The organism is Xenococcus sp. PCC 7305, from assembly GCF_000332055.1.
Classification (GTDB): domain Bacteria; phylum Cyanobacteriota; class Cyanobacteriia; order Cyanobacteriales; family Xenococcaceae; genus Xenococcus.
Genome location: NZ_ALVZ01000233.1, coordinates 1 through 25,441, shown reverse-complemented (window position 1 = coordinate 25,441; position 25,441 = coordinate 1). Strand labels below are relative to the sequence as shown.

Annotated in this window: 23 protein-coding genes; 15 read left to right on the top strand and 8 right to left on the bottom strand. The window is 38.7% G+C overall.

Going from position 1 to position 25,441, the window contains the following annotated elements; all coding sequences use genetic code 11:
• Nucleotides 1–280: 280 nt before the first annotated feature.
• From XEN7305_RS25290 to XEN7305_RS25270, 5 genes are all read right to left on the bottom strand, one after another.
• On the bottom strand, nt 281–1,246 hold the full coding sequence (locus tag XEN7305_RS25290) for a catalase family protein (RefSeq protein ID WP_006512397.1): 966 nt from the start codon (nt 1,244–1,246) through the stop codon (nt 281–283).
• Nucleotides 1,247–1,614: 368 nt separating this feature from the next.
• On the bottom strand, nt 1,615–1,962 hold the full coding sequence (locus XEN7305_RS25285) for a DUF86 domain-containing protein (RefSeq protein ID WP_006512396.1): 348 nt from the start codon (nt 1,960–1,962) through the stop codon (nt 1,615–1,617).
• Nucleotides 1,919–2,272, bottom strand: coding sequence for a nucleotidyltransferase family protein (locus XEN7305_RS25280; protein WP_006512395.1), 354 nt, complete (start codon nt 2,270–2,272; stop codon nt 1,919–1,921). The genes XEN7305_RS25285 and XEN7305_RS25280 overlap by 44 nt, the downstream gene beginning before the upstream one ends.
• Nucleotides 2,273–2,388: 116 nt before the next feature.
• The gene (locus XEN7305_RS25275; protein WP_006512394.1) at nt 2,389–4,905 is read right to left on the bottom strand and encodes a sigma 54-interacting transcriptional regulator; all 2,517 of its coding nucleotides are present in this window, start codon (nt 4,903–4,905) and stop codon (nt 2,389–2,391) included.
• Nucleotides 4,902–5,576: a diacylglycerol/polyprenol kinase family protein gene (locus XEN7305_RS25270; protein ID WP_006512393.1), complete on the bottom strand. Its 675-nt coding sequence runs from the start codon at nt 5,574–5,576 to the stop codon at nt 4,902–4,904. Before XEN7305_RS25270 ends, XEN7305_RS25275 begins: the two co-directional genes overlap by 4 nt.
• An 18-nt stretch (nt 5,577–5,594) precedes the next feature.
• On the opposite strand from XEN7305_RS25270, the gene yidD reads away from it, so the two are divergent.
• From yidD to XEN7305_RS25210, 12 genes are all read left to right on the top strand, one after another.
• Nucleotides 5,595–5,810, top strand: coding sequence for a membrane protein insertion efficiency factor YidD (gene yidD / locus XEN7305_RS25265; RefSeq protein ID WP_006512392.1), 216 nt, complete (start codon nt 5,595–5,597; stop codon nt 5,808–5,810).
• A 282-nt stretch (nt 5,811–6,092) separates the two neighbouring features.
• Nucleotides 6,093–7,787, top strand: a complete 1,695-nt coding sequence (locus XEN7305_RS25260; protein WP_006512391.1) for a SulP family inorganic anion transporter — start codon at nt 6,093–6,095, stop codon at nt 7,785–7,787.
• Between the two features lie 50 nt (nt 7,788–7,837).
• Nucleotides 7,838–9,259: a cation:proton antiporter gene (locus tag XEN7305_RS25255; protein WP_006512390.1), complete on the top strand. Its 1,422-nt coding sequence runs from the start codon at nt 7,838–7,840 to the stop codon at nt 9,257–9,259.
• A 78-nt stretch (nt 9,260–9,337) separates the two neighbouring features.
• Nucleotides 9,338–9,559: a hypothetical protein gene (locus XEN7305_RS25250; protein WP_006512389.1), complete on the top strand. Its 222-nt coding sequence runs from the start codon at nt 9,338–9,340 to the stop codon at nt 9,557–9,559.
• A gap of 72 nt (nt 9,560–9,631) precedes the next feature.
• On the top strand, nt 9,632–9,967 hold the full coding sequence (locus XEN7305_RS25245; protein WP_006512388.1) for a cation:proton antiporter subunit C: 336 nt from the start codon (nt 9,632–9,634) through the stop codon (nt 9,965–9,967).
• Nucleotides 9,964–11,421 (top strand): cation:proton antiporter, encoded by a 1,458-nt coding sequence (locus tag XEN7305_RS25240; RefSeq protein WP_006512387.1) that lies wholly within the window; start codon nt 9,964–9,966, stop codon nt 11,419–11,421. Before XEN7305_RS25245 ends, XEN7305_RS25240 begins: the two co-directional genes overlap by 4 nt.
• A 47-nt stretch (nt 11,422–11,468) precedes the next feature.
• Nucleotides 11,469–12,917, top strand: a complete 1,449-nt coding sequence (locus XEN7305_RS25235) for a cation:proton antiporter (RefSeq protein ID WP_006512386.1) — start codon at nt 11,469–11,471, stop codon at nt 12,915–12,917.
• Nucleotides 12,914–13,306: a Na+/H+ antiporter subunit E gene (locus tag XEN7305_RS25230; protein ID WP_006512385.1), complete on the top strand. Its 393-nt coding sequence runs from the start codon at nt 12,914–12,916 to the stop codon at nt 13,304–13,306. The genes XEN7305_RS25235 and XEN7305_RS25230 overlap by 4 nt, the downstream gene beginning before the upstream one ends.
• A 2-nt stretch (nt 13,307–13,308) precedes the next feature.
• Nucleotides 13,309–13,560: a hypothetical protein gene (locus XEN7305_RS25225; RefSeq protein ID WP_040899620.1), complete on the top strand. Its 252-nt coding sequence runs from the start codon at nt 13,309–13,311 to the stop codon at nt 13,558–13,560.
• The gene (locus XEN7305_RS25220) at nt 13,557–13,829 is read left to right on the top strand and encodes a monovalent cation/H(+) antiporter subunit G (protein WP_006512383.1); all 273 of its coding nucleotides are present in this window, start codon (nt 13,557–13,559) and stop codon (nt 13,827–13,829) included. The genes XEN7305_RS25225 and XEN7305_RS25220 overlap by 4 nt, the downstream gene beginning before the upstream one ends.
• 44 nt (nt 13,830–13,873) lie before the next feature.
• Entirely contained in the window at nt 13,874–14,452 is a 579-nt protein-coding gene (locus tag XEN7305_RS25215) for a DUF4040 domain-containing protein (protein ID WP_006512382.1), read from the top strand.
• Nucleotides 14,452–15,114 carry a Na(+)/H(+) antiporter subunit B gene (locus XEN7305_RS25210; protein ID WP_006512381.1) on the top strand — a complete coding sequence of 221 codons (663 nt, stop codon included), beginning with the start codon at nt 14,452–14,454 and terminating at the stop codon, nt 15,112–15,114. The genes XEN7305_RS25215 and XEN7305_RS25210 overlap by 1 nt, the downstream gene beginning before the upstream one ends.
• Nucleotides 15,115–15,636: 522 nt before the next feature.
• On the opposite strand, the gene XEN7305_RS25200 is transcribed toward XEN7305_RS25210, so the two are convergent.
• On the bottom strand, nt 15,637–19,650 hold the full coding sequence (locus XEN7305_RS25200) for a WD40 repeat domain-containing protein (RefSeq protein WP_006512380.1): 4,014 nt from the start codon (nt 19,648–19,650) through the stop codon (nt 15,637–15,639).
• Between the two features lie 14 nt (nt 19,651–19,664).
• Complete coding sequence (locus XEN7305_RS25195) at nt 19,665–20,045, bottom strand: hypothetical protein (protein ID WP_006512379.1); 381 nt, start codon at nt 20,043–20,045, stop codon at nt 19,665–19,667.
• A gap of 578 nt (nt 20,046–20,623) precedes the next feature.
• On the opposite strand from XEN7305_RS25195, the gene XEN7305_RS25190 reads away from it, so the two are divergent.
• Nucleotides 20,624–21,373 carry a hypothetical protein gene (locus XEN7305_RS25190; RefSeq protein ID WP_006512378.1) on the top strand — a complete coding sequence of 250 codons (750 nt, stop codon included), beginning with the start codon at nt 20,624–20,626 and terminating at the stop codon, nt 21,371–21,373.
• A gap of 39 nt (nt 21,374–21,412) precedes the next feature.
• On the opposite strand, the gene XEN7305_RS25185 is transcribed toward XEN7305_RS25190, so the two are convergent.
• Nucleotides 21,413–22,300: a DUF72 domain-containing protein gene (locus tag XEN7305_RS25185; protein WP_006512377.1), complete on the bottom strand. Its 888-nt coding sequence runs from the start codon at nt 22,298–22,300 to the stop codon at nt 21,413–21,415.
• Between the two features lie 178 nt (nt 22,301–22,478).
• Between XEN7305_RS25185 and XEN7305_RS25180 the strand changes: the two genes are divergently transcribed.
• Nucleotides 22,479–23,984 carry a phenylacetate--CoA ligase family protein gene (locus XEN7305_RS25180; RefSeq protein WP_006512376.1) on the top strand — a complete coding sequence of 502 codons (1,506 nt, stop codon included), beginning with the start codon at nt 22,479–22,481 and terminating at the stop codon, nt 23,982–23,984.
• 716 nt (nt 23,985–24,700) lie between these two features.
• Nucleotides 24,701–25,186, top strand: coding sequence for a YidH family protein (locus tag XEN7305_RS25175; RefSeq protein WP_006512374.1), 486 nt, complete (start codon nt 24,701–24,703; stop codon nt 25,184–25,186).
• The last annotated feature ends 255 nt before the right edge of the window (nt 25,187–25,441 follow it).

Here is a 25,441-nt window from a genome sequence, read left to right as displayed (position 1 = left end):
TATAGTGAAGAATAATATTGACATCAGCGATCGCTATGGTTTTCCTCCACTGCATTTACCCAAGCACTAGATTCTCATAGACTTACATAATTTGACTCATAGAGAAAGCCAAAATAATGTTGTATCAGGGAACTAAGGTTTTGAGTGAATTGGCTGAGATATCTGGCTATGAAGGAACTGCTGGAGTTTAAATATAAAATGTAGTGGGTAGTTGTCCAGAGAGTTTGCGATCGCGATTTTGGAAGCTGCGATCGCTACCAATCTATATCTATAATAAAGTTCACTGGCGTCGGGCCTTAGAAATTTCTTGATAAATTTTTCTGCGCGATAAATTAATGCTGCCTACAGGTTCATGCTCAGGCAAAGTATGCCAGGGGGTAAATGAGAGGCTCTCATCAAATTCTTTCCTTTCATCGCAATCAAATGTTTGAGGAGGAATTGTGATTGTTGCTACTTTAATAAAAGGAGAAACCTCCTCTTCCCACTCCTGCATCGGTTTTTCAATGGGAGTTTTTTCATCGTCGACATAAAATTGAATCAAGAAGTCAAAAGTAGACTGCTTTTGCTCAGTTGTGAGATGATTGACCATAGCTTCGCGCAGATAATGTGATGAGTCAGGGATTGAACTAGGCTTGGCTTCAATTTCGTGGGGTTTCGCAGAAAACTTAATGAAGTTAGAACCCAGTTTGTAGGGCGTTGTACTCCAGTATTGGACAGAAAGTGGATTACCTATTACTTTCCCATTAATTGCTTCCAGTATGGCAAAGGAAGGCGCTAACTTTTTAGCCAACTCTGGATCAGGATCTTGACCCTCTCCAACTAAGGCTTGAAATTTACCAAGGTCAATATAGCCTTGAACATCTTGCAGAAAGAGTACGGGATGATTGATTAAGACAAAATCTTGGGTATCATTCTCATCACTAGGAACCTTATCTCCTTCAACATTATTCAGTTTGATTGCCATGCCACGAACATCTCCTTTTTGATCAGGGTGGAGGACGTTAAGCTCTTTTGGTGGCGAACCATTAGAAAAACGAACAAAGATATCATACTCGTTCGATTGGGCAAAAACTCCAACCTTACATTTTTCGGGAATATTTTCCTCAATAGTAAACTTCCCAGATACAAGACCATGACTTTTAGGATGAAGTTGTCTTAATTTTGGTCCTGTCTTCTGTTGCTTTTCTAAGCTAGAATGCAAAATCGCATCAGTTAGTTTTTCTTGCAGATCACTGTTAATGGTCATACAATCCTTCCTTTTAAAGTAAGTTAATGTTTGAAACTACATACTTTAAATGTAGTTTGCATTTAAGTTTGTCAGAACAACTTATTCATATTTCTTGATATAAACCTCTTTTTTACTTCATAGAGTTTTACAGTCTGAGATAAGCGATAGAATTATTATTCTAAAATAATAGCTTGTTAGGATTTAAATCTTAAACTTTAAGTGAAACAAGTTGGGAAACGGACAAACTCAATTTACGGTGGTCACTTTTCTTTTGTTACATTTTCATATTTTGAACTCTTTAAAAAGTAACAGAATTTCTCGAAAAGTATTCCTTCACATTTTATTTCAATATATTCGGCTATATTTATGTCTTTCATTCCTCCTCATCACGACAAATCCTCATTTTGTAGAATCAAAGCAATACAGTCTCGAAGCGGTTTTAGCTTTGTTGTTAAAATATCCCAAACAATTTTCGGATTAACATTAAAATAAGCATGAGCAATTATGTCTCTCAATCCAGCAATTTTCTGCCACTCAATCTCACCATATTTTTGTCTTATTGCTTTGGGTATTTGCTTGGTTGCCTCCCCAACAATCTGTAAATTGTGAATTACTGCATCTAAAGTTTTTTCGTCTGTTGAGAACTCTTCATAGGTCATTTTTCTCGTATAATTTTCTATTTTGGCAATGCTATGAAGAATATCGGTTAGATAAAGAGCTAGATCGCGAGACATAGATCGTTTCTCCTAAAACTTTTTCTTTTATTTGTTGTTTGAGGTCGTCTTTAATAACTAAATCTACTTTTCTAGCAAATAAATCTTCGAGAAAAAACTTTAAATTCATATACTTATCAAAAGTTAAATCCTCATTAAAATCAACTAAAATATCTAGATCACTATTTACTGTCGCTTTCCCTCTGGCATAAGAACCAAAAACACCTAGAGTTTTGACCGAATATTGCTCTTGTAACTTATTGAAATTCTGTTGCAAAGTCTGATAAATTTGCTCAAAGCTGATATTTTTTGTTGTAGCTATAGGATTCATGATTAATTATTACCTTAAATATGGTCGTTGAGAATATAGCGAAGAATAATATTGGCATCAGCGATCGCCATTCTTTTCCTCCACTGCATTTACCCAAGCACTAGATTCTCATAGACTTACATAATTTGACTCATAGAGAAAGCCAACATAATAATTACTAAATGCTGAGGCAGTAAAAACTTAAAGGATTGACGGGCAATTTTTTGAGTGAGAATTACAGAGCATAAAACACCAACAATTAAAGTAGTACCTTGTAAAAAACTAATTACCGCAGGATGAGCCACGAGTATTGGCAAATTACTAACATTCAGCCCAACAGTTGCCATAGTCACGGGTAAAATTCTGCCAGCTTCATTTAATCCCAGATCTAGATAATGAGCTAAATTTCCTGCCAGCACTAAAGGCAAATAACCATAAGCAAGGTCAATGAATTTTAGGGTCTTAATATTTTGCCATTTACTAACTAAGTTAATCAGAGCTTGAGCGAATAAAGGCAAGAGAAGAGGCAAAACTAGAGCCGCGATCGCGAAGCTCAAATGACTAGAAAATAAATCAAGATGAAAATTCAAATTTAATTGGTTTTCTATGTCTGATAAATGATGGAGAAAAACTAAATTTAGTAATAGAAACAATAATGCCACTTCATAGGTTTTCGGCCTATGACTAGTCCATAATTCAATACCTGGAGGCCGTAAGTTAAATTCGACCGAACGATGGGGACAAGCTTTTAAACAAGTCATGCATAAAACGCAATCTTTGTTTTCTTCTAATTGGGCAGGATGGGAATATAAAGGACAACCATTAGTTTCCTGGCCTTCTCCTTTAGCAACCCCACCTTTGTAACATTGGTAGGTACTGCATTCTGCGGAGCAAGTTCCTTGTTGCGCCCTTAATTCTGTGATCGAGAGTTTGGCAAACATCCCATTCATCCCGCCAATCGGACATAAATAACGACACCAAAAACGCCGTTCAAAAAGCAGAGAGCAAACGATCGCACCGGCAGTGATTAACAGTAATAACCAAGCAGAAAGATAGGCAGTATTGTTCAAGTCCCATAATTCTTCCCAAAGCAAAATCAAGGCAAATAGAGCAAATAAGAACCAACCACCATATTTGTCGGCTGTCTGTCGAGGCCATTTTTTGAGTTGCCTCGGGAAAAAGTACAAAGATATTTTTTGAGTGATTTCGCCATAAATCATAAAAGGGCAAAAGGTACACCATAATCTACCGATAAAAGGAAAGCCGATTAAAATTAAAGGCCACCACCAAGCCCAAAATATGTTGAGCGCAAAATTTTCCTGACGGTTTTGGGGCGCGAGAAACAGCACAGCAACGACAAAAGCAAACAAAGGTGCACTAACCCAATAATTAATCCGTTCTGGATACCAGTTACTTCTGAGGAAGTTACGCAATTGGGGATATCTATTGAGTAAATTAAAACGATATCTTTTTTTCTTCGATTGCGATCGCCAAACAATTTCTTCCGTAATATCTTCGCAACCTTGTAGCTGAGTTAGAGCTCGCTCGACAATGCTGGCTAATTCCCGTGAATTATTGGGAAAATCATAGGCTTGGAGTTTTCGCAATGCCTCAGGAATTATGCGAGTTTTCTTAATGCACTTATTGCGACTTATTAAATTAATATAATAATTGATATGTTCGTCTAAATCTGCTTTGCGAACTCTTAAGGGGGGAACTTTAATCACATTAGGAACACAAGATTTGATTTGTTTAACTCTTTTTTCGGAAATGATAATAATTCGCGCAGCGGAGGTTTTTGCGGCACCGGAAGATTGAGCTTGAGAGCTCACGGGCAGATATTGCCGAGTTTTAATTAATTTTGCGATCGCAGACCATAATTCCTGAGGCAATTGCTCGATATTATTTAAGATTAAGGTTCCCTTGCCCAAGGCTTCTAGCAAACCAGGTTTGCCCCCTGCCCTGCCAAACAAATCGGCACCACTGATTTGTAGCTTGGCACAATCAACCATAATAATTGCCTCACGACGTAGTGCAGAGCCGAAGTGAATCAGGGCAGCTAGATTGTCTTTTTCTAAACCAGGTTCTCCAAAAATTAATACTGGCTCTTGATTTTTGGCAGCTTTTTTAATCTCTGTTCTAAGCCTCACGGCATAACGACTTTTGCCGATGACCCCTCTTTTGGCTTTGCTCACTAGATAGGGTCTTAAGATTGTTTGTCTGGTTTGTTCAAAATTTAACTGTGACGATAGTTGTTTAACCTGGGCTGCTATTTGTCGGGAAAAAACTTGGATGATTTCGGGATATTGTTGCACTAAATCCTTAAATTGCTCTTGCTCAAGAAACCAAAGACGGGTTTGGCTTAATGTTTTAACGGTATATTGAGCAGGCTCTTTTAATAAGGAGGAGTATAAATTCAAAATGGAGCCAGGAAGTAAACTAAGATCTTGTTGTCTTGTTTGCGATTCACTGGTTAAGCGGCCAGTTTGCAGAATATATAATTTATCAGTCGTCTGATTCTCTTCGACAATGATTTTATTAGAAGGGACTATGATTTCTTGCAGTAGCGGGGCGATCGCTTCTAAAATATTCTCTGGCAAAATACTTAAAGCGGTTCTTTCCTTAAGAAAAATAATCAGATCCCGAATATTCATAAGATTAATCCTAAAAATTGGCAGTAGTAGCAAACAATGGCGGTCCCTAGAGGAACGGTGAGATTGTCAATACCCCATTTGGAAAAAGCTTCGAGACTGGTGGCTACTGAAGCCGCGATCGCAGATATGAGCCAAGTTTGCCAATGATTCCCCAGGACAAATAATAAAATCGCATTAGTCACAATATAAGTACTAGCTGCCATTGCCAAGGAGCCTTCCCAGCTTTTGGTCATCGCGAAAACCTGATATTGATGTTTTCCCCAACGCTGGCCAATGATTGCTGCCATGCCGTCGCCCCAAGCCATGACCAAAATGCCGATCGCCGTATATTGAGGTTGCTGCTCCCAAAATATGGCAGTTAAAATCCCAATGCTAATGGCGTAGAATAAGGTTCCCAGACTTTTGCGACCAATGCTATTGATGCTGGGAAGAATAGGCAACAGATAAGATGTGATCGCAATTACAGACGCGATCGCCGCAGCGACAATAATCACCCAACCGGAGATTCCCAACCACCAAGCAAGTAAAATAACATTACCACTTCCAATATGAACAATTTTGCGGGTGAGTTCTGGATCATCAGTGATGAAACGACTTAAGGTTTCTGCGATCGTCACTAGGACTACCAGATAAAGAAAAATGATAGCTAGAGGATATGTTGCATTTAACATTTAATATTTATAAAAATCATGAAATATTTACTAATCCAATTAATTCGGGGCTATCGCCTGTTGATTTCGCCGCTGTTTCCTCCCACTTGTCGTTTTCAGCCGACTTGTTCTAATTATGCAATAACCGCGATCGAAAAATTCGGTGTTTTTAAAGGTAGTTTTCTGGCAGCCAAAAGGATTTTGCGATGTCATCCTTTTCATCCTGGTGGTTATGATCCTGTTCCTGAAGATTGAATTGAAGCTGAATTAGATAGCAGAGTCTTGCCAATTCATAAGTCTTAATTAGCAGTGAGATAAAAAAACTTTTTGCCTTAGATATTGTTTTTTGTCATGATTGCTGTACAATTTCTTTATTGACTTAACTCAATCCTAAACAATTCAACGATAGATTTTAAAGAATGAAATTTAGGTTTCATTAATATTTGCCGCCGGAAACCAATTTTATTAATAGCTTTCTTAAAGCATAATATTAAAAACTTATAAAAACGGAATCAAACAACCTTCTAGATTTTCACAATGTCGATTACTAACAAAATTCATTTTAGAAATCTCCAAGGAGATATCTTCGGGGGCGTCACTGCTGCGGTGATCGCCTTGCCAATGGCTCTAACTTTCGGGGTTGCCTCTGGTGCAGGAGCTTCTGCTGGTTTATGGGGCGCAATTTTAGTTGGCTTTTTTGCTGCTCTTTTTGGCGGTACGCCTACCCTGATTTCTGAACCCACAGGGCCAATGACTGTTGTGTTCACCGCAGTTATTGCCAGTCTGACTGCTGCCAATCCTGAAACTGGTTTGGCAATGGCATTTACTGTTGTGATGTTGGCTGGGGTTTTTCAAATTATTTTTGGGGCTTTGAAGCTTGGCAAATACGTTACCCTAATGCCCTACACGGTTATCTCTGGTTTCATGTCCGGGATCGGGGTGATTCTAATTATTCTGCAAACTGCACCATTTTTAGGTCAGTCTAGTCCCAAGGGTGGGGTGCTCGGAACAATCCAAAATTTACCGACGCTAATTGCAGGAATTAATCCATTAGAGACTTTTTTAGCTGGTTTAACAGTAGCAATTCTTTTGTTTTACCCTAGTAAACTTAAGAAATTTTTGCCGCCTCAGCTTCTAGCCCTAATTGTGGGAACGTTAATTGCGACTTTCTTCCTTGGTAATTCTGAGATACGCACCATTGGAGAAATTTCTGTTGGGTTACCTAGCTTACAGATGCCAACTTTCAGTGCCACTCAAATACAAACCATGCTAGTTGACGCTTTAGTCTTAGGTATGTTGGGTTGCATCGATGCTTTGCTAACTTCATTGGTTGCCGATAGTTTAACTCGAACTGAACATAACTCGAATAAAGAATTAATCGGTCAAGGTATTGGGAATTTGGTTTCTGGTTTATTCGGTGGCATGCCTGGTGCTGGAGCAACCATGGGAACAGTTGTCAACATCCAAACTGGTGGGAGAACTGCGGTATCTGGTTTGACCAGAGCTTTAGTTTTGCTAGTCGTAGTTTTAGGATTGAGTCAATATTTGACAGGTATTCCCAGTGCGGTCTTGGCTGGTATTGCTTTGAAAGTAGGTATCGACATTGTGGATTGGGGCTTTCTTAAACGCGCCCACAAAATTTCTCCCAAAGCTGCAACTATTATGTATGGAGTAATTGCTCTAACGGTATTTGTTGACTTGATTGTTGCTGTTGGGGTAGGGGTTTTCGTTGCCAATATCCTTACTATTGAGCGTCTTTCTAATCACCGTGCAGATTCGGTTAAAGCTGTTACCTATGATGACGAGGAAATTGAGCTTAATGCAGAAGAGAAGAATTTATTAGAAAGAGCCAATGGCCGCGTTCTCTTGTTCTATCTCAGTGGCCCCATGATTTTTGGGGTAGCAAAAGCAATTTCTCGTGAACATAATTTAATTAATGATTATCAAGTATTAGTTTTAGATTTATCGGAAGTCCCAATTTTGGGAGTAACTTCTTCCTTGGCGCTGGAAAATGCCATTGAAGAGGCAGTAGAAAAAGATCGCCAGGTATTCCTTGTTGGCGTTAGCGGACAGGCAGAAAAACGTCTGAGAAAGTTGGGGGTTATGAAAATAGTGCCCAGTAGTCATATGGTCAGCGATCGCACTACGGCTCTCCAACAAGCAGTCAATTATGTTGACGAGCATGTTACGGAACTGGGTCGTGACACAATTAGTCCCCAAGCAATTGGATAACTAAAGGTTCAAAGCTAATTAATAATTCTGTAACTGAATAAAAAATCACCATGATAAATTTAGCATCAATATTTCATAGTGGATTAATTCCTGATTTTGTTGTGGGCTCACCATTGCTTGCCACCGAGCCCAGCTCGGAAAGCACATCCCTGGTGTTGGCTGGAGTTTTATTAAGTCTTGTTTTTATCTATCTAGCAAGTAAATTGGGAGGAGAACTCTCCAAGTTAGTTGATTTACCTCCAGTACTGGGTGAATTGGTTGCTGGTGTAGTCGTCGGGGTTTCGGCATTACATTTATTAGTTTTTCCTGAAACAGGGGCAACGGCTAGTGATTCGGTTGTGATGACTATTCTGCAACAAGTTGGCGGCTTGACTCCTGAAGCTGTTGGGTCAGTATTTAGCACTCAGAGCGAGGTTATTTCCGTCCTAGCAGAGCTTGGGGTCATTGTTCTCTTGTTTGAAATCGGCTTGGAATCCGATTTGAGAGAATTACAAAAAGTGGGCTCCCGAGCTGCGATCGTTGCAGTAGTCGGGGTAGTCGCTCCCTTTATCGCGGGCACAGCAGGACTGATGTTAATCTTTGGTATGCCAACTATCCCCGCAGTATTTGCTGGTGCAGCTCTGACCGCTACTAGTATTGGGATTACCTCCAAAGTTCTTTCAGAATTAGGACAACTCAAATCTACAGAAGGACAAATTATTGTTGGGGCGGCGGTTATTGATGATGTTCTCGGTATCATTGTTTTAGCGGTAGTTGCTAGTTTGGCAAAAACTGGAGATGTCGATATCGTCAATTTAGTTTACTTAATTATTAGTGCCACAGCTTTCTTGTTGGGTTCAATATTTTTAGGTAAATTCTTTAATAAAAGTTTCGTTGCGATCGCAGAAAAGTTACAAACTAGAGGGAAGTTGGTTATTCCCGCTTTAATATTTGCTCTTTCCATGGCGTTTTTAGCGAATGCGATTCATTTAGAGGCAATATTAGGTGCTTTTGCGGCTGGTTTAGTTTTAGATGAAACAGACAAACGAAAAGAACTGGATCAACAAATCATCCCCATTGCCGATATTTTAGTTCCCATATTCTTTGTCTCAGTAGGAGCAAGAGTAGACCTTAGTGTTCTTAATCCTGCTAGTGCAGATAATCGCGAAGGATTGGTTATTGCTGCTTTTTTAGTTGTCGTAGCTATCATCGGCAAAATTATCACTGGTTGGGCCATCTGGGGCAAAGAGAAAATCAATCGTTTAGCAATTGGTATTGGCATGATTCCTCGGGGAGAGGTTGGCCTAGTTTTTGCAGGCATTGGTGCTGCTAGCGGCGTTTTGGATAAGCCTTTACAAGCAGCCATTATTATCATGGTAATTTTGACAACCTTTGTAGCACCTCCTTTACTACGTTTTGCTTTCCAACAAGAAGGCGAAGTAGTAGAAGAAGTCGCAGAAAATTCGGATCTAGCTTTAGAAGTTAAAAATTGAGCCTTAAGTGTTGAGCATTGAGTATTTATCCTGACTCAGTGCTCAGTCCTCCAAAACAATTCTAATTGAGTATAAATCATGAATTACTTACTTTCAGATCATAATTCTTTGGTGTGGCTTTATTTCATTTTGTATGCCATAACCATCATTTTTCTAGTTCCCAGCACTAATAAAAAATCTAATAATCAACTAGTTACGGCAGAAGTTACTAATGAAAGAGCTTTGCAATTTGCTTCTCAGTTAGTATTACGCACTGTTTTGATTGTTCCGATGCTATTTCTCCTAAAAAATAGTCTTTAACGTCGCTATAACTGACTATCTCCTACTGATAACTAATAACTGACTAGGTCCTCGAATGGGGATAACTGATTTATGTTAGAAGCTTTTGTCTTTGCCACTATTTTATTAGGATTTTTTGGCATTATCTTTAAGAAAAACTTGGTGATGAAAACAATCTCAATGGACGTCATGAGTACGGGAGTCATTGCTTACTACGTATTAATTGCCTCAAGAGAAGGGTTATACACCCCTATTTTGGCTCAGGCTGAAGATGTTACCTACTCTGATCCTGTTCCTCAGGCTGTTATCTTAACGGCAATTGTAATTGGGTTTTCTATTCAAGCTTTGATGTTAGTCGGGGTTATGAAACTAGCGAAAGATAATCCAACTCTAGAAATTAGTGCGATCGAAGAAAGCAATACGCCATGACTGAGATTACGATCGCCTGGATTGCCTTGCCCTTTTTTGTGGGATTTGTTATTTATCTGCTGCCCAAACTAGATCGCTGGCTGGCTTTAGGTATAACAATAGTTTCTGCTGTTTATGCCTATCTAGTATTTGTTGCCCCAGCACCATTAGATATTCAGCTACTAGATAATTTTGGGGTTACTCTAGTAATCGACCAATTAAGTGGCTTTTTTATCCTGACTAATGCTTTAGTCACCGCGGCAGTTGTTCTCTATTGTTGGTCTACCGAGAGAACGAGTTTTTTCTATATGCAGATGATTATTCTGCATGGCAGCGTTAACGCTAGTTTTATCTGTGCAGACTTGATTAGTTTGTATGTAGCTCTAGAAATAATCAGTGTTGCCGCATTTTTACTAATTACCTATCCTCGAACAGATAAGTCAATTTGGGTTGGCTTGCGCTATCTGTTTGTGAGCAACACAGCAATGCTCTTTTATCTCGTGGGTGCAGTACTTGTGTATCAGGCTCATCACTCCTTTAACTTTCAAGGTTTGCGCGGTTCTCCACCAGAAGCAGTTGCTTTGATTATTATGGCACTGCTGGTCAAAGGGGGTATTTTCGTCTCGGGTTTATGGTTGCCTCTAACTCATTCCGAATCCCAATCGCCAGTTTCGGCAATGCTTTCGGGGGTCGTGGTCAAAGCGGCAGTTTGTCCCCTCGTGCGTTATGCCTTGATGGTAGAAGAAATCGAACCTATTATTCGTATCTTCGGCGTTACCACTGCACTTTTAGGGGTGTTGGGGGCCATTTTTGAAAAGGATACCAAACGAACTTTGGCCTTTAGCACTATTTCTCAATTGGGGTTTATCCTCGCCGCACCAGAAGTAGGAGGATTTTATGCTCTAACTCATGGATTGGTTAAATCCGCGCTTTTTCTAATAGCCGGCAATTTGCCAAGTCGCAACTTTAAGGAACTGCAACATCGCCCAGTTGGTAATGCTGTCTGGATAGCCCTAGTGATAGCAAGTTTTTCGATTTCAGGCTTTCCTTTACTGTCGGGTTTTGGCGCCAAGATTTTGACGACGAAAAACCTATTTCCTTGGCAGGTTATTGCCATGAATCTGGCAACTATCGGAACAACGATCATTTTCGCCAAATTTATTTTTATCTCTCACCGGACTTCGCCCTCTCAACTAAAGGGAGACGGAGAAAACGCCAAGCCACAAGCCGGGTTTTGGTGGGCAATGACAATCTTACTGGGGGGATTGGTTGCGGCCAATGGATTCTATTACCAGGCCTATACCATAGCTAATATTTTTAAGCCCCTGGTGACGATCGCTATAGGTTGGTTAATCTATCTTTTGGTTTTTAATAAAATAGTTTTTAAATTGCCTCGTGAGATCGAAAAATTCGATCATTTGATTGGGGGAATGAGTCTGATGCTAATTTTAGTCTTTTGGATGGTAAAAGTATGATTGGATATTTGGACTTAATCAACGCCGGGATAATTAATTAATACTATATGACCAACTTTACGATCGCCTGGATTGCCCTACCTTTTTTTGTGGGATTTGTTATTTATCTATTTCCCAAGCTGGATCGCTGGCTGGCTTTAGGTATAACAATAGTTTCTGCTGTTTATGCATATCAGGCGTTTGTTGAGTCTGCACCTTTAAATATTCAGCTACTAGATAATTTTGGGGTTACCTTGGTAATCGACCAATTGAGTGGCTTTTTTATCCTGACTAATGCTTTAGTCACCGCAGCAGTTATTCTCTATTGTTGGTCTACGCAAAAAACAAGCTTTTTTTATATGCAGACGATAATCTTGCATGGCAGCGTGAATGCGAGTTTTATCTGCGCTGATTTGATTAGTTTGTATGTGGCATTAGAAGTTATTAGTGTTGCGGCATTTTTGCTGATTGCCTATCCTCGAACCGATAAATCAATTTGGGTTGGGTTGCGCTATCTGTTTGTGAGTAATACAGCGATGCTGTTTTATTTGGTAGGAGCAATTTTGGTTTATCAAGCTCATCACTCTTTTAATTATGCTGGTTTGCGAGGTGCTCCTCCAGAGGCGATCGCGCTAATTATTCTGGCATTGCTCGTCAAAGGAGGTATTTTCTTCTCAGGTTTATGGTTACCGTTAACTCACTCGGAATCAGAAAGTCCAGTCTCAGCAATGTTGTCGGGAGTGGTGGTCAAAGCAGGAGTGTTTCCTTTAGTGCGTTTTGCGCTGATGCTAGAAGAACTTGATCCGATTGTCAGGTTTTTTGGCGTGGCGACAGCGGTTTTAGGGGTGGGTTATGCCGTATGGGAAAAAGATACCAAGCGTATGTTGGCTTTTCATACCATTTCTCAGTTAGGTTTTGTGCTCGCGGCACCAGTGGTGGGAGGATTTTACGCTTTAACTCATGGATTAGTTAAGTCAGCTTTGTTTTTAATTGCCGGAGTTTTGCCCAGTCGTAATTTTAAGGAATTGCAATATCAGCCTCTTAGTAATCAGATTTGGCTAGCTTTAGCGATCGCTAGTTTTTCGATCTCTGGTTTTCCTTTATTGTCAGGCTTTGGTGCCAAGGTTTTGACTAGTAAAAATTTCTTGCCTTGGCAAGTTATTGCAATGAATATTGCTGCTTTGGGAACGGCTATTTCCTTTGCCAAATTTATCTTTTTACCTCATCAAAAAATAGTCAAGACTAAGGAAGAGAAAAAGCTCTCACCTGGTTTTTGGTTAGCAATGATTGTTTTACTGGGGGGATTGATTGCTGCCAATGGATTTTATTACGAAGCTTACAGTTTCAAAAATATTGTCAAACCTTTGATAACCATAGGAGTTGGTTGGATTATGTACTTGTTGATTTTTAAGCGATCGCTACTTAAAATCTCGCGAGTTAGCGAAAAATTTGATCATCTAATTGGCATGATGAGTTTGATGTTTATCTTAATTTTTTGGATGGTGTGGGCAGCATGATTGGCTATCTTGATCTGATATTGCGACTGGTAATTTGGTTTTTGCTGACGGCTGATTTTAGTGTGGGCAATATTGCTATTGGAGTTGCAATCGCGTTTTTATTACCCCGTAGCTATCTCAAATCGGCACCGCTCAAGGATTGGCTACAAACTTTTTGTGAAATTATGATGGCGATTCCCCAGGCTTTTGTCGAAGCGGTCGAAATTATGGTGCGTCCTCATAATGAAGAAGATATAGTCTCAGAAAGAGTTAAACCGAGAAGAACTCCTGGACTAATTTTTCTCGATATATTTCTGATTACTTTTACGCCCAAAACAATTGTCTTAAAGTATCAGGAACAAGGTTGGTATCAGGTTCATAGAGTGAAAAGGAAAAAGAACAGAAAATAATGATGGACTCAATTTTGATCGCCATGATTTTGGCTTTACTAATCCCTATTTATGAAGCTTGGCAAGATGGTGATATTTGGCAAAAAATGCTCGCATTTGCCAGTATTGCTACCAAAACCTCGATTATTATGCTATTTATTTCGGTCTTACGTGATGATTGGTCAATTGGCGTCGTTGCCGTCATTATCCTTAGTGTCGGTGAAGCAGGATTAATGTTACTCGCTCATTTACTCAAAAGGATTAACGAAATATGATTGAAATTTTAAGTTATAGCTGCATTGTGGTCGGCATAATTTTTTGGTTTTGGGGAACATTGCCTCTGATAGGAAACCGATCTGTGTTGTTTAAACTGCACAGTCTTTCGGTATCAGACACTTTGGGCTCGATGATTATTGTTATAGGATTGCTCCTTCGTATACCTAATGAATGGCCATTATTACTTTTAGCAATTATTACCCTAGCAATTTGGAATACTGTATTGGGTTATGTGTTGGCATACTGCTCAAGTTCTGATGAACAGTGAAAGGTATTAGGTATTAGGTATTAGGTAAATCTCAAAAAAAGATAATGATTGATAAATATATTTACGTCATAGTAGCTTTGCTACCTTTAACCGCTGCAATTTTGCTGTTTGAAACCAACCCCTATAACGCCTTAATTCTTAGAGGTATATTAGGTGCAGTGGCCGCATTAGTCTATGCAGTATTGGGCGGAGCAGATGTGGCTTTAACCGAAGCTTTGGTCGGTACTATGTTGGCCGTTACGCTCTATGTCATTGCAGTTCGTTCCTCCTTTGTGATGCGTTTGGGAATTGTACAAGAGGAGCAAACAATATCGGAAGATTGTTTCCCAGAAATCATAGCTAGCTTGAAAACAGTTATGCAAAAGCATCATTTACGTCTAGAATTGGTGGAATATTCTAATTCACAAGCTTTAGAACAGGCATTAGCAGCTAAAGAAGTCCATGCTATCTGTACTAACAACACAGAATTAGCACCGAATAATAAAATTAGTTATCAAACAAAAACTAACTATCAAACAAAAGTTAGAGTGCATCGTCTGTTTGAGATTTTACAAACGGAGTTAACTTCAGCAGAAACTTCTCTAAACTATATCAACATATCAAGCTTGGAGGAAAAACATTAATGAAATGGGTTTATATTGTGGCGGGAATCGCATTATTTATTAAAATGTTGATCATGCCTAATCCCACAGCAGAATGGGAAGAATTTTCGATTGTTGGTTCGATAGTAGAAGATGCTGGAGTTCCCAATGCGGTTTCTGGGATTATTTTTCGCAATCGTCTCTATGACACTATTTTCGAAGTAGTAGTATTTTCGATCGCGGTTTTAGGAGTGGGATTTCTCCTTTCCAATGAACAACCCACCACAATGGTTTACCAATTTAGTGATGAACCCTCTATGGTGCTTGCTCGCTTGGGTGCAACCATTGCGGCATTGGTGAGTATTGAGCTTGCTATTCGTGGTCATCTGAGTCCTGGGGGCGGTTTCGCGGCTGGAGTTGCTGGGGGAACTGCGATCGGTTTGATTGCGATCACCTCTTCATCAGTCTGGATGGAGCAAACTTATAAAAAATGGCATGCGGCCACTTGGGAAAAAGTATCTGTTCTGATTTTTATCTTATTGGCCGTGATAACTCTGATGGGGATTGAATTGCCTTTGGGTCAATTAGGGGCACTTTTTAGTGGTGGCGCTATTCCCTTGCTCAATATACTAGTAGGAATCAAAGTAGCCCTAGGCTCCTGGGCAGTTATTCTACTATTTATTCGCTATCGAGGATTACTTTAACTTTGTTTGAGTAATCTGATGTGGCCTCTGATGAGCCAGGAGAATCCCGGAACTTTTCGCTTTGGTTCGGATTGGAACATGCTAGATCAATTTCTTGTTTCTCAAGGCATGCTTCTAAGTAATAGTCCCATTTAAATTCGTCGCGAAACCGTTGCTATTTTTCGTCCTGATGAAATTCAAGGATCGGCCAGTGCTCCCCGTCGCTTTGGGAGGCCATCACGTAACTTTGATGAAGACGGATTCTCAGATCATTTCCCGATTACAGTTGTCCTTGAAACATGAAATTAATACTCTTATGTGGTTTACCGGTGGGAGCGTCAAAAAGAGAGTATTTTCGGATAAGCAACAATATTGGTAATTTTGGGGCATTTCAAAGTAGGTGATATTGCTCTGAATGGAACCTATTTTCTACGCTATCTGCGGTCTTCTTATCAGTGCTGATTGAATGGTCGATTTTTCTCTATTATCGGGAGTGAAATAAAAAAGCTGAAAAAAATTCCCTGAAAAGTGAATAACGAAGAATTAATAGTTGTTTTTAAAGCTCTCACATAGTTTGCGATCTACTTTACTAACGTTAGGGTTGTAAGTTAAGTAGTGAAGAATCCAGTCACAACCAAGCGAAAGTATATTATTTGAATCATTCAATTTCAAACTCCAAATCCGAACTGTTTTGTCAAGACTAGCTGAAGCAAGGTTTTTCCCATCTGGACTAAATACTACGCTGTTGACAAGTTTATCGTGACCTTTGAGAGTAAAGATAAATTCACCTTCTAAATTCCAAAACTTTACTGTCCCATCATTACTTGAAGAAGCAAGGTTTTTCCCATCTGGACTAAATGCTACGCTAGTCACAGGATAAATATGTCCTTTAAGAGTGTGAATTAATTCCCCTTGTAAACTCCAAAGTTTTACTGTTTCATCGTCACTAGCTGAAGCAACTATTTTCCCATTAGGACTAAATGCTACGCTTTTAACTCCTTTGGTATGACCTTGGATCGTATTGATAGGATGAACTGGTTTTTCCTCTGGCTTCAGATTCCAAAATTTGATAGTACCATCCCAACTAGCTGAGGCAAGAATTTCACCGTCTGGACTAAATGCAACATCTTCAACAGTTTTAATATGATCATTTAATGTATGGACTACTTTTCCCTGAAGATTCCACAGCTTAATTGTCTTATCAGCACTTGCAGAAGCAATAGTTTTTCCATCAGGACTAAATGCTAAACCAAGAATATTACTTCTGTGACCATAGAAAGTAGATAAAAGTTTTCCTTGAAGATTCCACAGCTTAATTGTCTTATCAGCACTTGCAGAAGCAATAGTTTTTCCATCGGGACTAAATACTACACTTCCCACCGAACTTTTATGCCCATAGAAAGTAGATAAAAGTTTTCCTTGAAGATTCCACAGCTTAATTGTCTTATCAACACTTGCAGAGGCAATAGTTTTTCCATCAGGACTAAATGCTAGGCTAGTGACAAAACTAGTATGACTTTTTAAAGCAGGAAGTAGTTCTTGTTGAAGATGCCAGAGCTTTACTGTTTTATCTCTACTAGAAGAAGCAAGGATTTTTCCATCGGGGCTAAATTCTACATCCCAAATATGATCTTGATGGCCATACATAGTATTAAGTAACTTACCTTCTAAGTCCCATAGTCGTATTGTTCTATCTAAGCTAGAAGAAACTAGAGTTTTTCCATCAGGACTAAATTTGATACGCAAAATAATGTCTGTATGCCCAGCTAAAGTATGAAGTAACCCTCCTTTTATATTCCAAAGTCTAATATTTTTGTCTTTTATGTTTGTCGAAGCAATTATTTTCCTATCGGAGCTAATAATAATTTTTTCTCTAATGTTACTCTCTAATTTCTTTAGTTTATCATAAGTAACATTATCAGAAAGGATACTAGGCACCTTAGATATGGATTTAAAGCTTTTATTTCTTAGCTCTTTTTTATCTTGTGTGTCTACATCTCTAACTCGACCATCATTAGTAAATAATAGATTGTCACTATAGTCAGTATTCAAATTAAATCCTGCAATACTTTCTCTTTGAATATTCCATATTTTGATCTTTTTATCTGCACTTATAGAAATAATATTTTGGGAATTAGGAGTAAAGGATATTTTTTTAATATGCTCAGAATATTTATCAAAACTGTGAATTAATTCCCCTTTAAGATTCCAAAGTTTTAGAGTATCGTCAAAACTTCCTGAAGCAATAATTTGCCCATTTGGGCTAAATATTAAGCTGCTTATACTCGCTGTATGACCAGTAAGAGTATGAAGCAGTTTTCCTTCTGAATTCCAAAGCTTAATGGTTTTATCACTGCTTGCAGAAGCAATAGTCTTACCATTAGAACTGTACAATACATAGCTAACTCTATCGCCATGACCATTAAGAGTACGGATAAGATTTCCTTGTAAACTCCAAATATTAACTTTTCCGTTTGAATCCCCTATCAGTATCTGTGTGCTATCTGGACTAAATGTTAAGCTATTGGTACTAAAATTATGAAATGGAAAAGAGCTGAGCAATTCTCCTCGTAGATTCCAGAGTTTAACTGTTCTATCTAAACTTATAGAAGCAATTATTTTGCCATCTGGACTAAATCGAACTCCTATGACATCGGCGCCATGTCTTTCTAAGCGATTAAATTCACTGATTTGGTAAAAAATATTTTGCAATATTCCTAAAAATTTGATTTCAGTTTTCGTATCTGCGCTAAATATAGATTTTTTAATTATTTTTCCTGCTTCGAGTTGAGTTACCAGTGCTTCAAGTTCTTGGTTCGTTGTTAAAAGTGTTTCAGCAGAGTTACTAATAGCATTAATTTCATTAATTCTCGACTTGTGTAATTGCCTGATAGCAATACCGGCAAATATTGAAATAGTAATTGAAGCACCAATGATTAATCCTTCACGAAGTTTGGTGAGTTTGGCTTCTCGCTTGCGCCATTCAATACTGGCATCAACGAACTTTTTTTCTTGTTGAGATAAACCTCCTAATTTTTCAAAAGCATTTTCCTCTTGAAATTTTTCTATCTGTCCTAATCTAGATCCCTTCAAAAGTTCATCATTAGCTTTAGATTTATTCTCTGCTAAAATTTTTGACCATCTTCTTGTTTCATCAGCTAACCAATTTTTGATAATAATCGCTTCTTTTTCTACTTCTAGCCAACGTTTTAGTTGATCCCAAGATGAAAGTAGAATTTCATGAGCTATCTCAACCGTAGCGTTTTGTTTCTGTTTTTTACTTTCCTGACTAAGTGGTTTTTCTTCGCTTAAATACTCATAGTTGCTGACTAGTAAATTTTTATTAATAAATATCTGGAGAATCTTTTTTACCGATTCCCCGACAAATTCATAATGATAAGCTCGCCTACTAACTACTCTAGTTCCCGAATCGGATTCAACAATATTTACTAACTTCGACAATATTTGCTTAGTTACTAATTCTCCATCTCTGTTTTCTTTACATATATTTTTGAAGATATCATCAACATAATTTTGCAGTGAACCCCTTACTCCACCTAGAACTGCATAATTTACTTTATTCAAAACACGGTTTTCAATATATAAACGACCATCGAAAGACTTAGTTGTACACTCTTTATCCCAAAGTAAATCTAGAGTGTGTTGTAACAAAGGAAGATAACCGCTTTGCCCTTCTACTTCTTTAATGATTTGTTCGACTAGTGCTGGTTCAAAGACTACTCCATGTTTAGCTGCTGGCTGCTCGATAGCTTGTCTTATTTCATCAGAATACATTGGAGTAACCAGATGCATATTATATTGATTGGCTAACGCACCCAAAGTTGGATAGAAACTCAACTGTTCTAAGAAGTCAGACCGCATTGCTAGGATAATTCTGACAGAACTCTCCTCTTTTTTGGCAATCCGAACAATTTCTCCAATGAAATTCTGACGTTTTTTTTCATCTGTATCAATAAATAATTGCTCGAACTGATCAATAAAAAAAAGTGATCGCTTTTTATCTTGAGTCAATTTACTTACTAATTTAGAAAGTGTATTAGGTTTTCCTTGTCTAACAAATTCAACATCTGAAGCACTGAAATGATAATCTTTTTCTTCACTGAGCAAGCAACCATATAGAGACTCAAAAGGATCTTGATTAGGAGTAAAAATAAAATCATATAACTCTTGTGATTGAAGTGATTTTTTGAATTCAGGAATTAATCCAGCACGGATTAATGATGATTTACCACTTCCAGAAGCACCAAAGACTAATGTAAAGCTACTTTTATTTACTGCGTTGAATAATTTAGCAAGGAGTGTATCACGACCAAAAAAGTATTCGCGATCACTTTGGTTGAATCTTTTAAGTCCTTTATAGGGAGATGATTTATTTAATTCTTTCTGAGTGACTTTTTCAGCCGAAATCTCTATTATTTGAGTCTCGATGTAAGTTTCAATCTGCTGAGAAGCAAAAGTCAAGTCACGTCCAATCGTAGTATCTTTGACGATATTCTCTTGTTTTTGGTATTTATACTCTGGATTCAGCTGATTCATGACTGAACTATTGCTTAAGATTTCTTGAAACCTTCTTGAATTGGCGAAAAGTTAAAATCTCCACTTACAGTATTTTCTCTCGCTATGTTGGTCTGAGTTTGATTGATAATCTTTTGCCCACAAGGTTGGTTTTGTAATTTATTGAGTAAATCTTGTGCTAATTGAACAATTTCAGCATCATCATTAGCTTTGGTGATTTCAATTTCCTCTTGTAAGGTAGCTTGACGACCTTTAGAATTTGGATTTTTTTCTAATTCCTCAACTGCATTAATAACTGCGCTTTCAGAACTAAATTTTTTCTTCAAAGCAGATTTGAGAGCATTGTAACTGTCATAGATAGCATCCTTACTCAAAGCAGCTAAAGCAGCAATAATAGCTGTAGTAATGATATCCATAAATTTTTGTTGAGTATTTGATGTATTAGCTACGGTATTAATCCTAAAACTTTTTGAGTGAAGACATTAACTTGTTGAGAAATATAAATTGTTATTACTTATTTGTTTCAGATGCAAATTTTAGCAAAGTTAGATTTATTTTGTTCAAAAAAACCTCCGTATTATTGAACTTCAACCTCTCAAATTATTTTCAAAATTGAATAGACCTATCTATTTGGGCTGTAAGTATTGAATGATAGGAGTTCTAGCCCATGTTGATTAATTTAGGCTGTGTTTAGTCTTGTGGTTTAGAGAATCAAAGTTTAGAACACTTACTTGTTGATGGAAAAAACTCACGAGTTAACAATAAACTGGGATGCACGGCAGAGCAAGCTTTTATGTTTTGCGATCGCGCAGTGCCTCGCTTCGCGAGATCGCTGAAAAGTTCTAGTCTCAATATAAGTTTCTAGTCTCAATATAAGTAAAATCTCGATATCTGAAGACTATTAAGCTTATTCTTTCATTCTGCGATCGCTTGATAAAATGCCATTTAGAACATTATGATTAATCTTGATTTCGAAAATTAGTAATAAAGAAGAATGAGAAGAATTTTTTCTGCCGTATTGATTGCTGCTTTAACGACGGCAACAGTGACAAATTTCGCCCCAGCTTTGGGACAAACCGATATCCGCCAAGAACGAGTTCAGTTTCAACCAGGGGCCAGCAGTGCGATCGCAGAGAGTTCAATTACTGGTTATGAAATAGTCGATTATGTTTTGGGTGCCAGTGAAGGACAATATATGAACATCAGCATGGCGACGGATAATCTTAGCAATTACTTCAACATCCTCATGCCTGGGGAAGATGAAGTAGCAATGTTCAATGGCTCTATCAGAGAAAATCAGTACGAAGGGATTCTCGAAAAAAGCGGTGATTATAAAGTTCGAGTCTACATGATGCGAAATGCAGCTCGTCGCAATGAGGTCGCCAACTACCGTCTTGAAATGATTATTACTGAAGCCGAAGATAGCTACGACAATGATGCTCTAGTAGAAGGCACTGAATATAACGCCACAGGAAATATTCCCTGTGCTATGACTTCTGAGCAACCAACTGGCTCTTGTTTTTTTGGAGTCAAAAGAGAAGGTAATGGAACTGGCCTCGTTACTATAACAAAACTAGATGGGCAAACTCGTACGATCTTCTTCGAGGATGGCAAGGCCACTGGATATGATGCCAGTCAAGCAGACCCTGGAGAATTTGAGGTTGAAGAGCAAGGAGATTTGAGCATTATTCGCATTGGTCAGGAGCGTTACGAGATACCTGATGCTGTTATCTTCGGCGGTTGAGGCTGATGTTCGATCCGATTTTGAAAACATATTTTACGCTCAAAACAAACTTAGTTGGGTCGGATTATCTGGCTGATGCTTGCTAGTTGTCTTAACAGTTGTAAGACCTCGTTGTTCGAGTAAATCCTGAAAGTAATCAGCCGTCTCAGGCGATCGCTCTTCAATTGGGCAATGGACAAAGAAATATACGGTTTTACCTTGTTCAACCCAGCCCTCAACTTGATCTACCCATTCTTTTAGATAGATTTCATTGTATTTTCTTTCAGGATGGCTAATAAATCTCACCAATGCGCGATCGCTGGTAACAATTGGCTGCACCGGAAGATTAGGTTTACGACGAGAAGAACTAGCCTGAGGATCGCCTGGAGAATTATAAATTGGACGAGTATCGAGGAGCACCCTGGTAATATTTAACTCCCTCAACATCTGGTTCAATCGATTGGCACTAACTTCTTGAAACCATCCTGGGTGACGAACTTCTACCGCAAGAGATAAATCTTTTTGGGAACATGTAACCAAAAATCGCCTCAAATCATCGAAATAATAAGGACTATAACTAGGTAGTAGCTGAGCAAACACAATGCCTAAGCCTTTTCCCAATCCTTGCATGATCGTCAAAAAGTCCTGAGCTTTAGCTATATTTTGCTCCAATAAACCCTGATGAGTAACTTCTTTAGGAAATTTGGGACAAAACCTAAATTCAGTTGGGGTCTGTTCAACCCATTTCGCTACGGTTTTTGGTTGGGGAACCGCATAAAAGGTAGTATTGCCTTCGACGGTGGCAAATTTATCACTATAGAGACGAAGAAATTCGCTAGGCTTAGTTTTAGCAGGATACAAATTACCTAGCCAGCCTTTGTAAGACCAGACTGCACAACCTAAATAGATAGCAGCTTTTTGTTGTTGACTAATGATATTTGCAGACACAATTTAAAATGATTGATCGCAATTCTTTTACTCGCGAGGTACAGCAAATTGAAGCTTTCGGGAACGGGGAACGGGGAACGGGGAACGGGAAAATGCACCTCATGATTTTGAGAACCTTTTTGTTGTTTTTAAACCTACCATATTTATCAATTCTGGAAAAATTCGATGAGAAAAATCTATGAGAGAAAATAGCAAACAGCAGCGATTACAAAATGCTTGGCAAGAATTTGTCACTCCGTTAGAAACCAAGCTGAAAAAATCTCTGAATACTGACCCAGAACAGGCAATCATCAATTTATTTCACCAAGTAAGCAATCGGGTTCCTGCTTATCAAAAATTCCTCGAAGCACATCAGATAAATCCTCAAGAGATTAAAACTATTGCAGATTTTCAGTCCTTACCTTTAATCGATAAAGAAAATTACATTCGGGCTTATCCTTTAGGCGATCGCTGTTATGAAGGGGAAATAGCCAGTTGCGATCTGATTGCCGTATCTTCAGGTTCTACGGGACAACCTACATTCTGGCCTCGTTTTATTACCGACGAATATCAGATTGCCACGAGATTCGAACAAATATTTCAAAATAGTTTCCAGGCAGATCAGGGAAACACCCTGGCCGTAGTTTGTTTCAGTTTGGGAACTTGGGTGGGCGGAATTTATACCGCGAATTGTTGTCGTCATTTGGCAACCAAAGGTTATCCTCTCACGGTGGTCACTCCCGGTAGCAATAAAACCGAAATCCTTCGTATTATTGAGCAATTAGCCCCTCTGTTTGAGCGCGTTGTCTTGCTCGGCTATCCTCCTTTCCTGAAAGATGTTATTGATACTGGCCTGAGTAAAGGCATTCCATGGCAAAACTATGGGATTAAATTAGTGATGGCAGGAGAAGTTTTTAGTGAAGAATGGCGAGATTTAGTCGCGGCCAGGATTGGCTCTACTAATCCCTGTTATGATTTTGCCTCACTCTACGGGACAGCCGATGCCGGGGTTTTGGGAAATGAAACAGCTTTGAGTATTTGCATTCGTCGTTTTTTTGCTAGCCATCCCGATCGCGCTCGGGAGTTTTTTGGAGAATCTCGCTTACCAACTTTAGTCCAATACGATCCCACAAGTCGCTATTTTGAAGTGCAAGACGGTACTTTGCTCTTTTCTGGAAATAATGGCATCCCGCTGATTCGCTATCACATTGCTGATACTGGAGGTATTATTTCCTATCAAGAAATGTTGGCCTACCTGAATGAGCAAGGCTTTAATCCTTTAGCAGAATTAGCTTCTGGTGATAATAGCCCCCATTATCCTTTGCCGTTTGTTTACGTTTTTGGCCGCGCTAATTTTGTGCTTTCCTACTATGGAGCAAATATTTATCCTGAAAATATTCAAGTTGGCTTAGAGCAAACGGATATTAGTGATTCGGTAACAGGAAAGTTTGTTATGGAAATTAGGCAAGATCAAGATCACAATTCCTATTTAGCGATCGCGGTTGAGTTAGCCATTGCCGTAAACAGCACTCAGGAGTTACAAGATGCGATCGCCAATTCTATTCATGCGCAACTTATACGACTCAATAGCGAGTATGCCAATTATGTTCCCTCCCAGCGCCAGTTACCCGATATTAGTCTTTATAATTTTGGCGACCCCAACTATTTCCCCGTGGGAGTTAAGCATCGATACACTAAGCATTGACCATTGAAGGCTATCTCATTTGATTTTTTGTTCTACTCTTGAAAGGCTTCCCAATGAGTTATTTTATAGCTAAGCATTTTTACTCATTGCATAACTGAGGCATATCCTTCCTAGTCATAACCTAAGTGATTTAAAGTGATCGCTCAGGAGGTTACATGATTATTACTGCTTTATTGTATCTCGGTGGTGTACTTGTCGGCATAAGCTTTTTATATACTATAAATCAAATCCTAAGCCTAGAAATTAGGTATTTACCTTAAGCTGCCTAAGTATTCATGTAGATACTTCCCCGAGGTTTATCAACCTCGGTATTCATGTAGGAGCAATGATATAAAACACACGACTTGGCAAAATTAAGTTAATTGCGAGTAAAAGGTTTTAGGTGTTGGGTGTTAGGTGTTAGGGAAATCCCTAAAAAAGATGAATCCAGCAATGATAGTCATAAAAATTCTTTAGATCTAAAATATTCTCCGATCTAAATCAAAGTTTAGCACTACCGACAAAGCAACCAAGCCTTTTGCGATCGCACTAAGATATTTTGCTATTAACATAAAAGAATACTTCCTTGGATTGCTTATTTAGAAAGCTTTAAAAAGACATTAAAACAGAAAAATATTTCGAGTATTGAGCAATCGCAGTTAACCTATAACTATGCTTTTGAACTTGATGATTCTGATGCTATACATAAGCAAGACGAAAACCAACCACAAAAATGAATGACAAAACAGATTAAAAACCTTCGTCAGAGAGAACATCAAGCTAATGAGCGAACTTTTTTAGCTTGGCTTCGTACTTCTATTTCTTTGATTGGATTCGGTTTAGCGATCGCTCGCTTCGGATTATTTTTGCGGCAGTCTCAAACAACAACCGACAATCTAACCTCACATCAAATTAACTCTGAAATCTTGGGGATGAGTTTAATTATTGCAGGACTAATCATTGTTGGACTAGCAGCCCTGCGTTACAACAGGGTTTATCGACAAATCGAACAGAGAAACTATAGACCTAGTAGATATACCATCTGGATCGTTACGGGAGTCATTGCTCTACTAGGGGTCTTGAGCTTACCCCTAGTTTGGGGCGGAAGAATTACGCAACCGAAAGCTAAACCCACTAAAGTCTCTGATTACTTACCTCAAGAGACCAGAAATAGCGCGGCTGTTACCACAGGAGATCTAGCCCAAAACCCAATTCATAGATAAAAAGTATCTTCCCTTTTCAGTAAGTATTCTTTAAGAGTTATTTAAATCGAAGGCAGAAGAATGAAGGCAGAAGGCAGAAGGTATCTGGCATAGTGGGAGAATTAGACTCACCACTATGCCCTGTTCCACTTAAAGACGTGGAGGAATTCAACCTAAAGGGATAAGTTAGAAGTAGTTTTATCCTTCTGCCCTCTCTCTTGGTGAGCGTTCCCTTGCGCCTGACGGCGGCGCGGGGTCTCACCGCTGCCCTCTGCC

Bases quoted from the DNA above. Each gene is read 5' to 3' on its own strand.
- XEN7305_RS25290 (WP_006512397.1), bottom strand. From the start codon at position 1,246: ATGACCATTAACAGTGATCTGCAAGAAAAACTAACTGATGCGATTTTG.
- XEN7305_RS25285 (WP_006512396.1), bottom strand. From the start codon at position 1,962: ATGTCTCGCGATCTAGCTCTTTATCTAACCGATATTCTTCATAGCATT.
- XEN7305_RS25280 (WP_006512395.1), bottom strand. From the start codon at position 2,272: ATGAATCCTATAGCTACAACAAAAAATATCAGCTTTGAGCAAATTTAT.
- XEN7305_RS25275 (WP_006512394.1), bottom strand. From the start codon at position 4,905: ATGAATATTCGGGATCTGATTATTTTTCTTAAGGAAAGAACCGCTTTA.
- XEN7305_RS25270 (WP_006512393.1), bottom strand. From the start codon at position 5,576: ATGTTAAATGCAACATATCCTCTAGCTATCATTTTTCTTTATCTGGTA.
- yidD (WP_006512392.1), top strand. From the start codon at position 5,595: ATGAAATATTTACTAATCCAATTAATTCGGGGCTATCGCCTGTTGATT.
- XEN7305_RS25260 (WP_006512391.1), top strand. From the start codon at position 6,093: ATGTCGATTACTAACAAAATTCATTTTAGAAATCTCCAAGGAGATATC.
- XEN7305_RS25255 (WP_006512390.1), top strand. From the start codon at position 7,838: ATGATAAATTTAGCATCAATATTTCATAGTGGATTAATTCCTGATTTT.
- XEN7305_RS25250 (WP_006512389.1), top strand. From the start codon at position 9,338: ATGAATTACTTACTTTCAGATCATAATTCTTTGGTGTGGCTTTATTTC.
- XEN7305_RS25245 (WP_006512388.1), top strand. From the start codon at position 9,632: ATGTTAGAAGCTTTTGTCTTTGCCACTATTTTATTAGGATTTTTTGGC.
- XEN7305_RS25240 (WP_006512387.1), top strand. From the start codon at position 9,964: ATGACTGAGATTACGATCGCCTGGATTGCCTTGCCCTTTTTTGTGGGA.
- XEN7305_RS25235 (WP_006512386.1), top strand. From the start codon at position 11,469: ATGACCAACTTTACGATCGCCTGGATTGCCCTACCTTTTTTTGTGGGA.
- XEN7305_RS25230 (WP_006512385.1), top strand. From the start codon at position 12,914: ATGATTGGCTATCTTGATCTGATATTGCGACTGGTAATTTGGTTTTTG.
- XEN7305_RS25225 (WP_040899620.1), top strand. From the start codon at position 13,309: ATGGACTCAATTTTGATCGCCATGATTTTGGCTTTACTAATCCCTATT.
- XEN7305_RS25220 (WP_006512383.1), top strand. From the start codon at position 13,557: ATGATTGAAATTTTAAGTTATAGCTGCATTGTGGTCGGCATAATTTTT.
- XEN7305_RS25215 (WP_006512382.1), top strand. From the start codon at position 13,874: ATGATTGATAAATATATTTACGTCATAGTAGCTTTGCTACCTTTAACC.
- XEN7305_RS25210 (WP_006512381.1), top strand. From the start codon at position 14,452: ATGAAATGGGTTTATATTGTGGCGGGAATCGCATTATTTATTAAAATG.
- XEN7305_RS25200 (WP_006512380.1), bottom strand. From the start codon at position 19,650: ATGAATCAGCTGAATCCAGAGTATAAATACCAAAAACAAGAGAATATC.
- XEN7305_RS25195 (WP_006512379.1), bottom strand. From the start codon at position 20,045: ATGGATATCATTACTACAGCTATTATTGCTGCTTTAGCTGCTTTGAGT.
- XEN7305_RS25190 (WP_006512378.1), top strand. From the start codon at position 20,624: ATGAGAAGAATTTTTTCTGCCGTATTGATTGCTGCTTTAACGACGGCA.
- XEN7305_RS25180 (WP_006512376.1), top strand. From the start codon at position 22,479: ATGAGAGAAAATAGCAAACAGCAGCGATTACAAAATGCTTGGCAAGAA.
- XEN7305_RS25175 (WP_006512374.1), top strand. From the start codon at position 24,701: ATGACAAAACAGATTAAAAACCTTCGTCAGAGAGAACATCAAGCTAAT.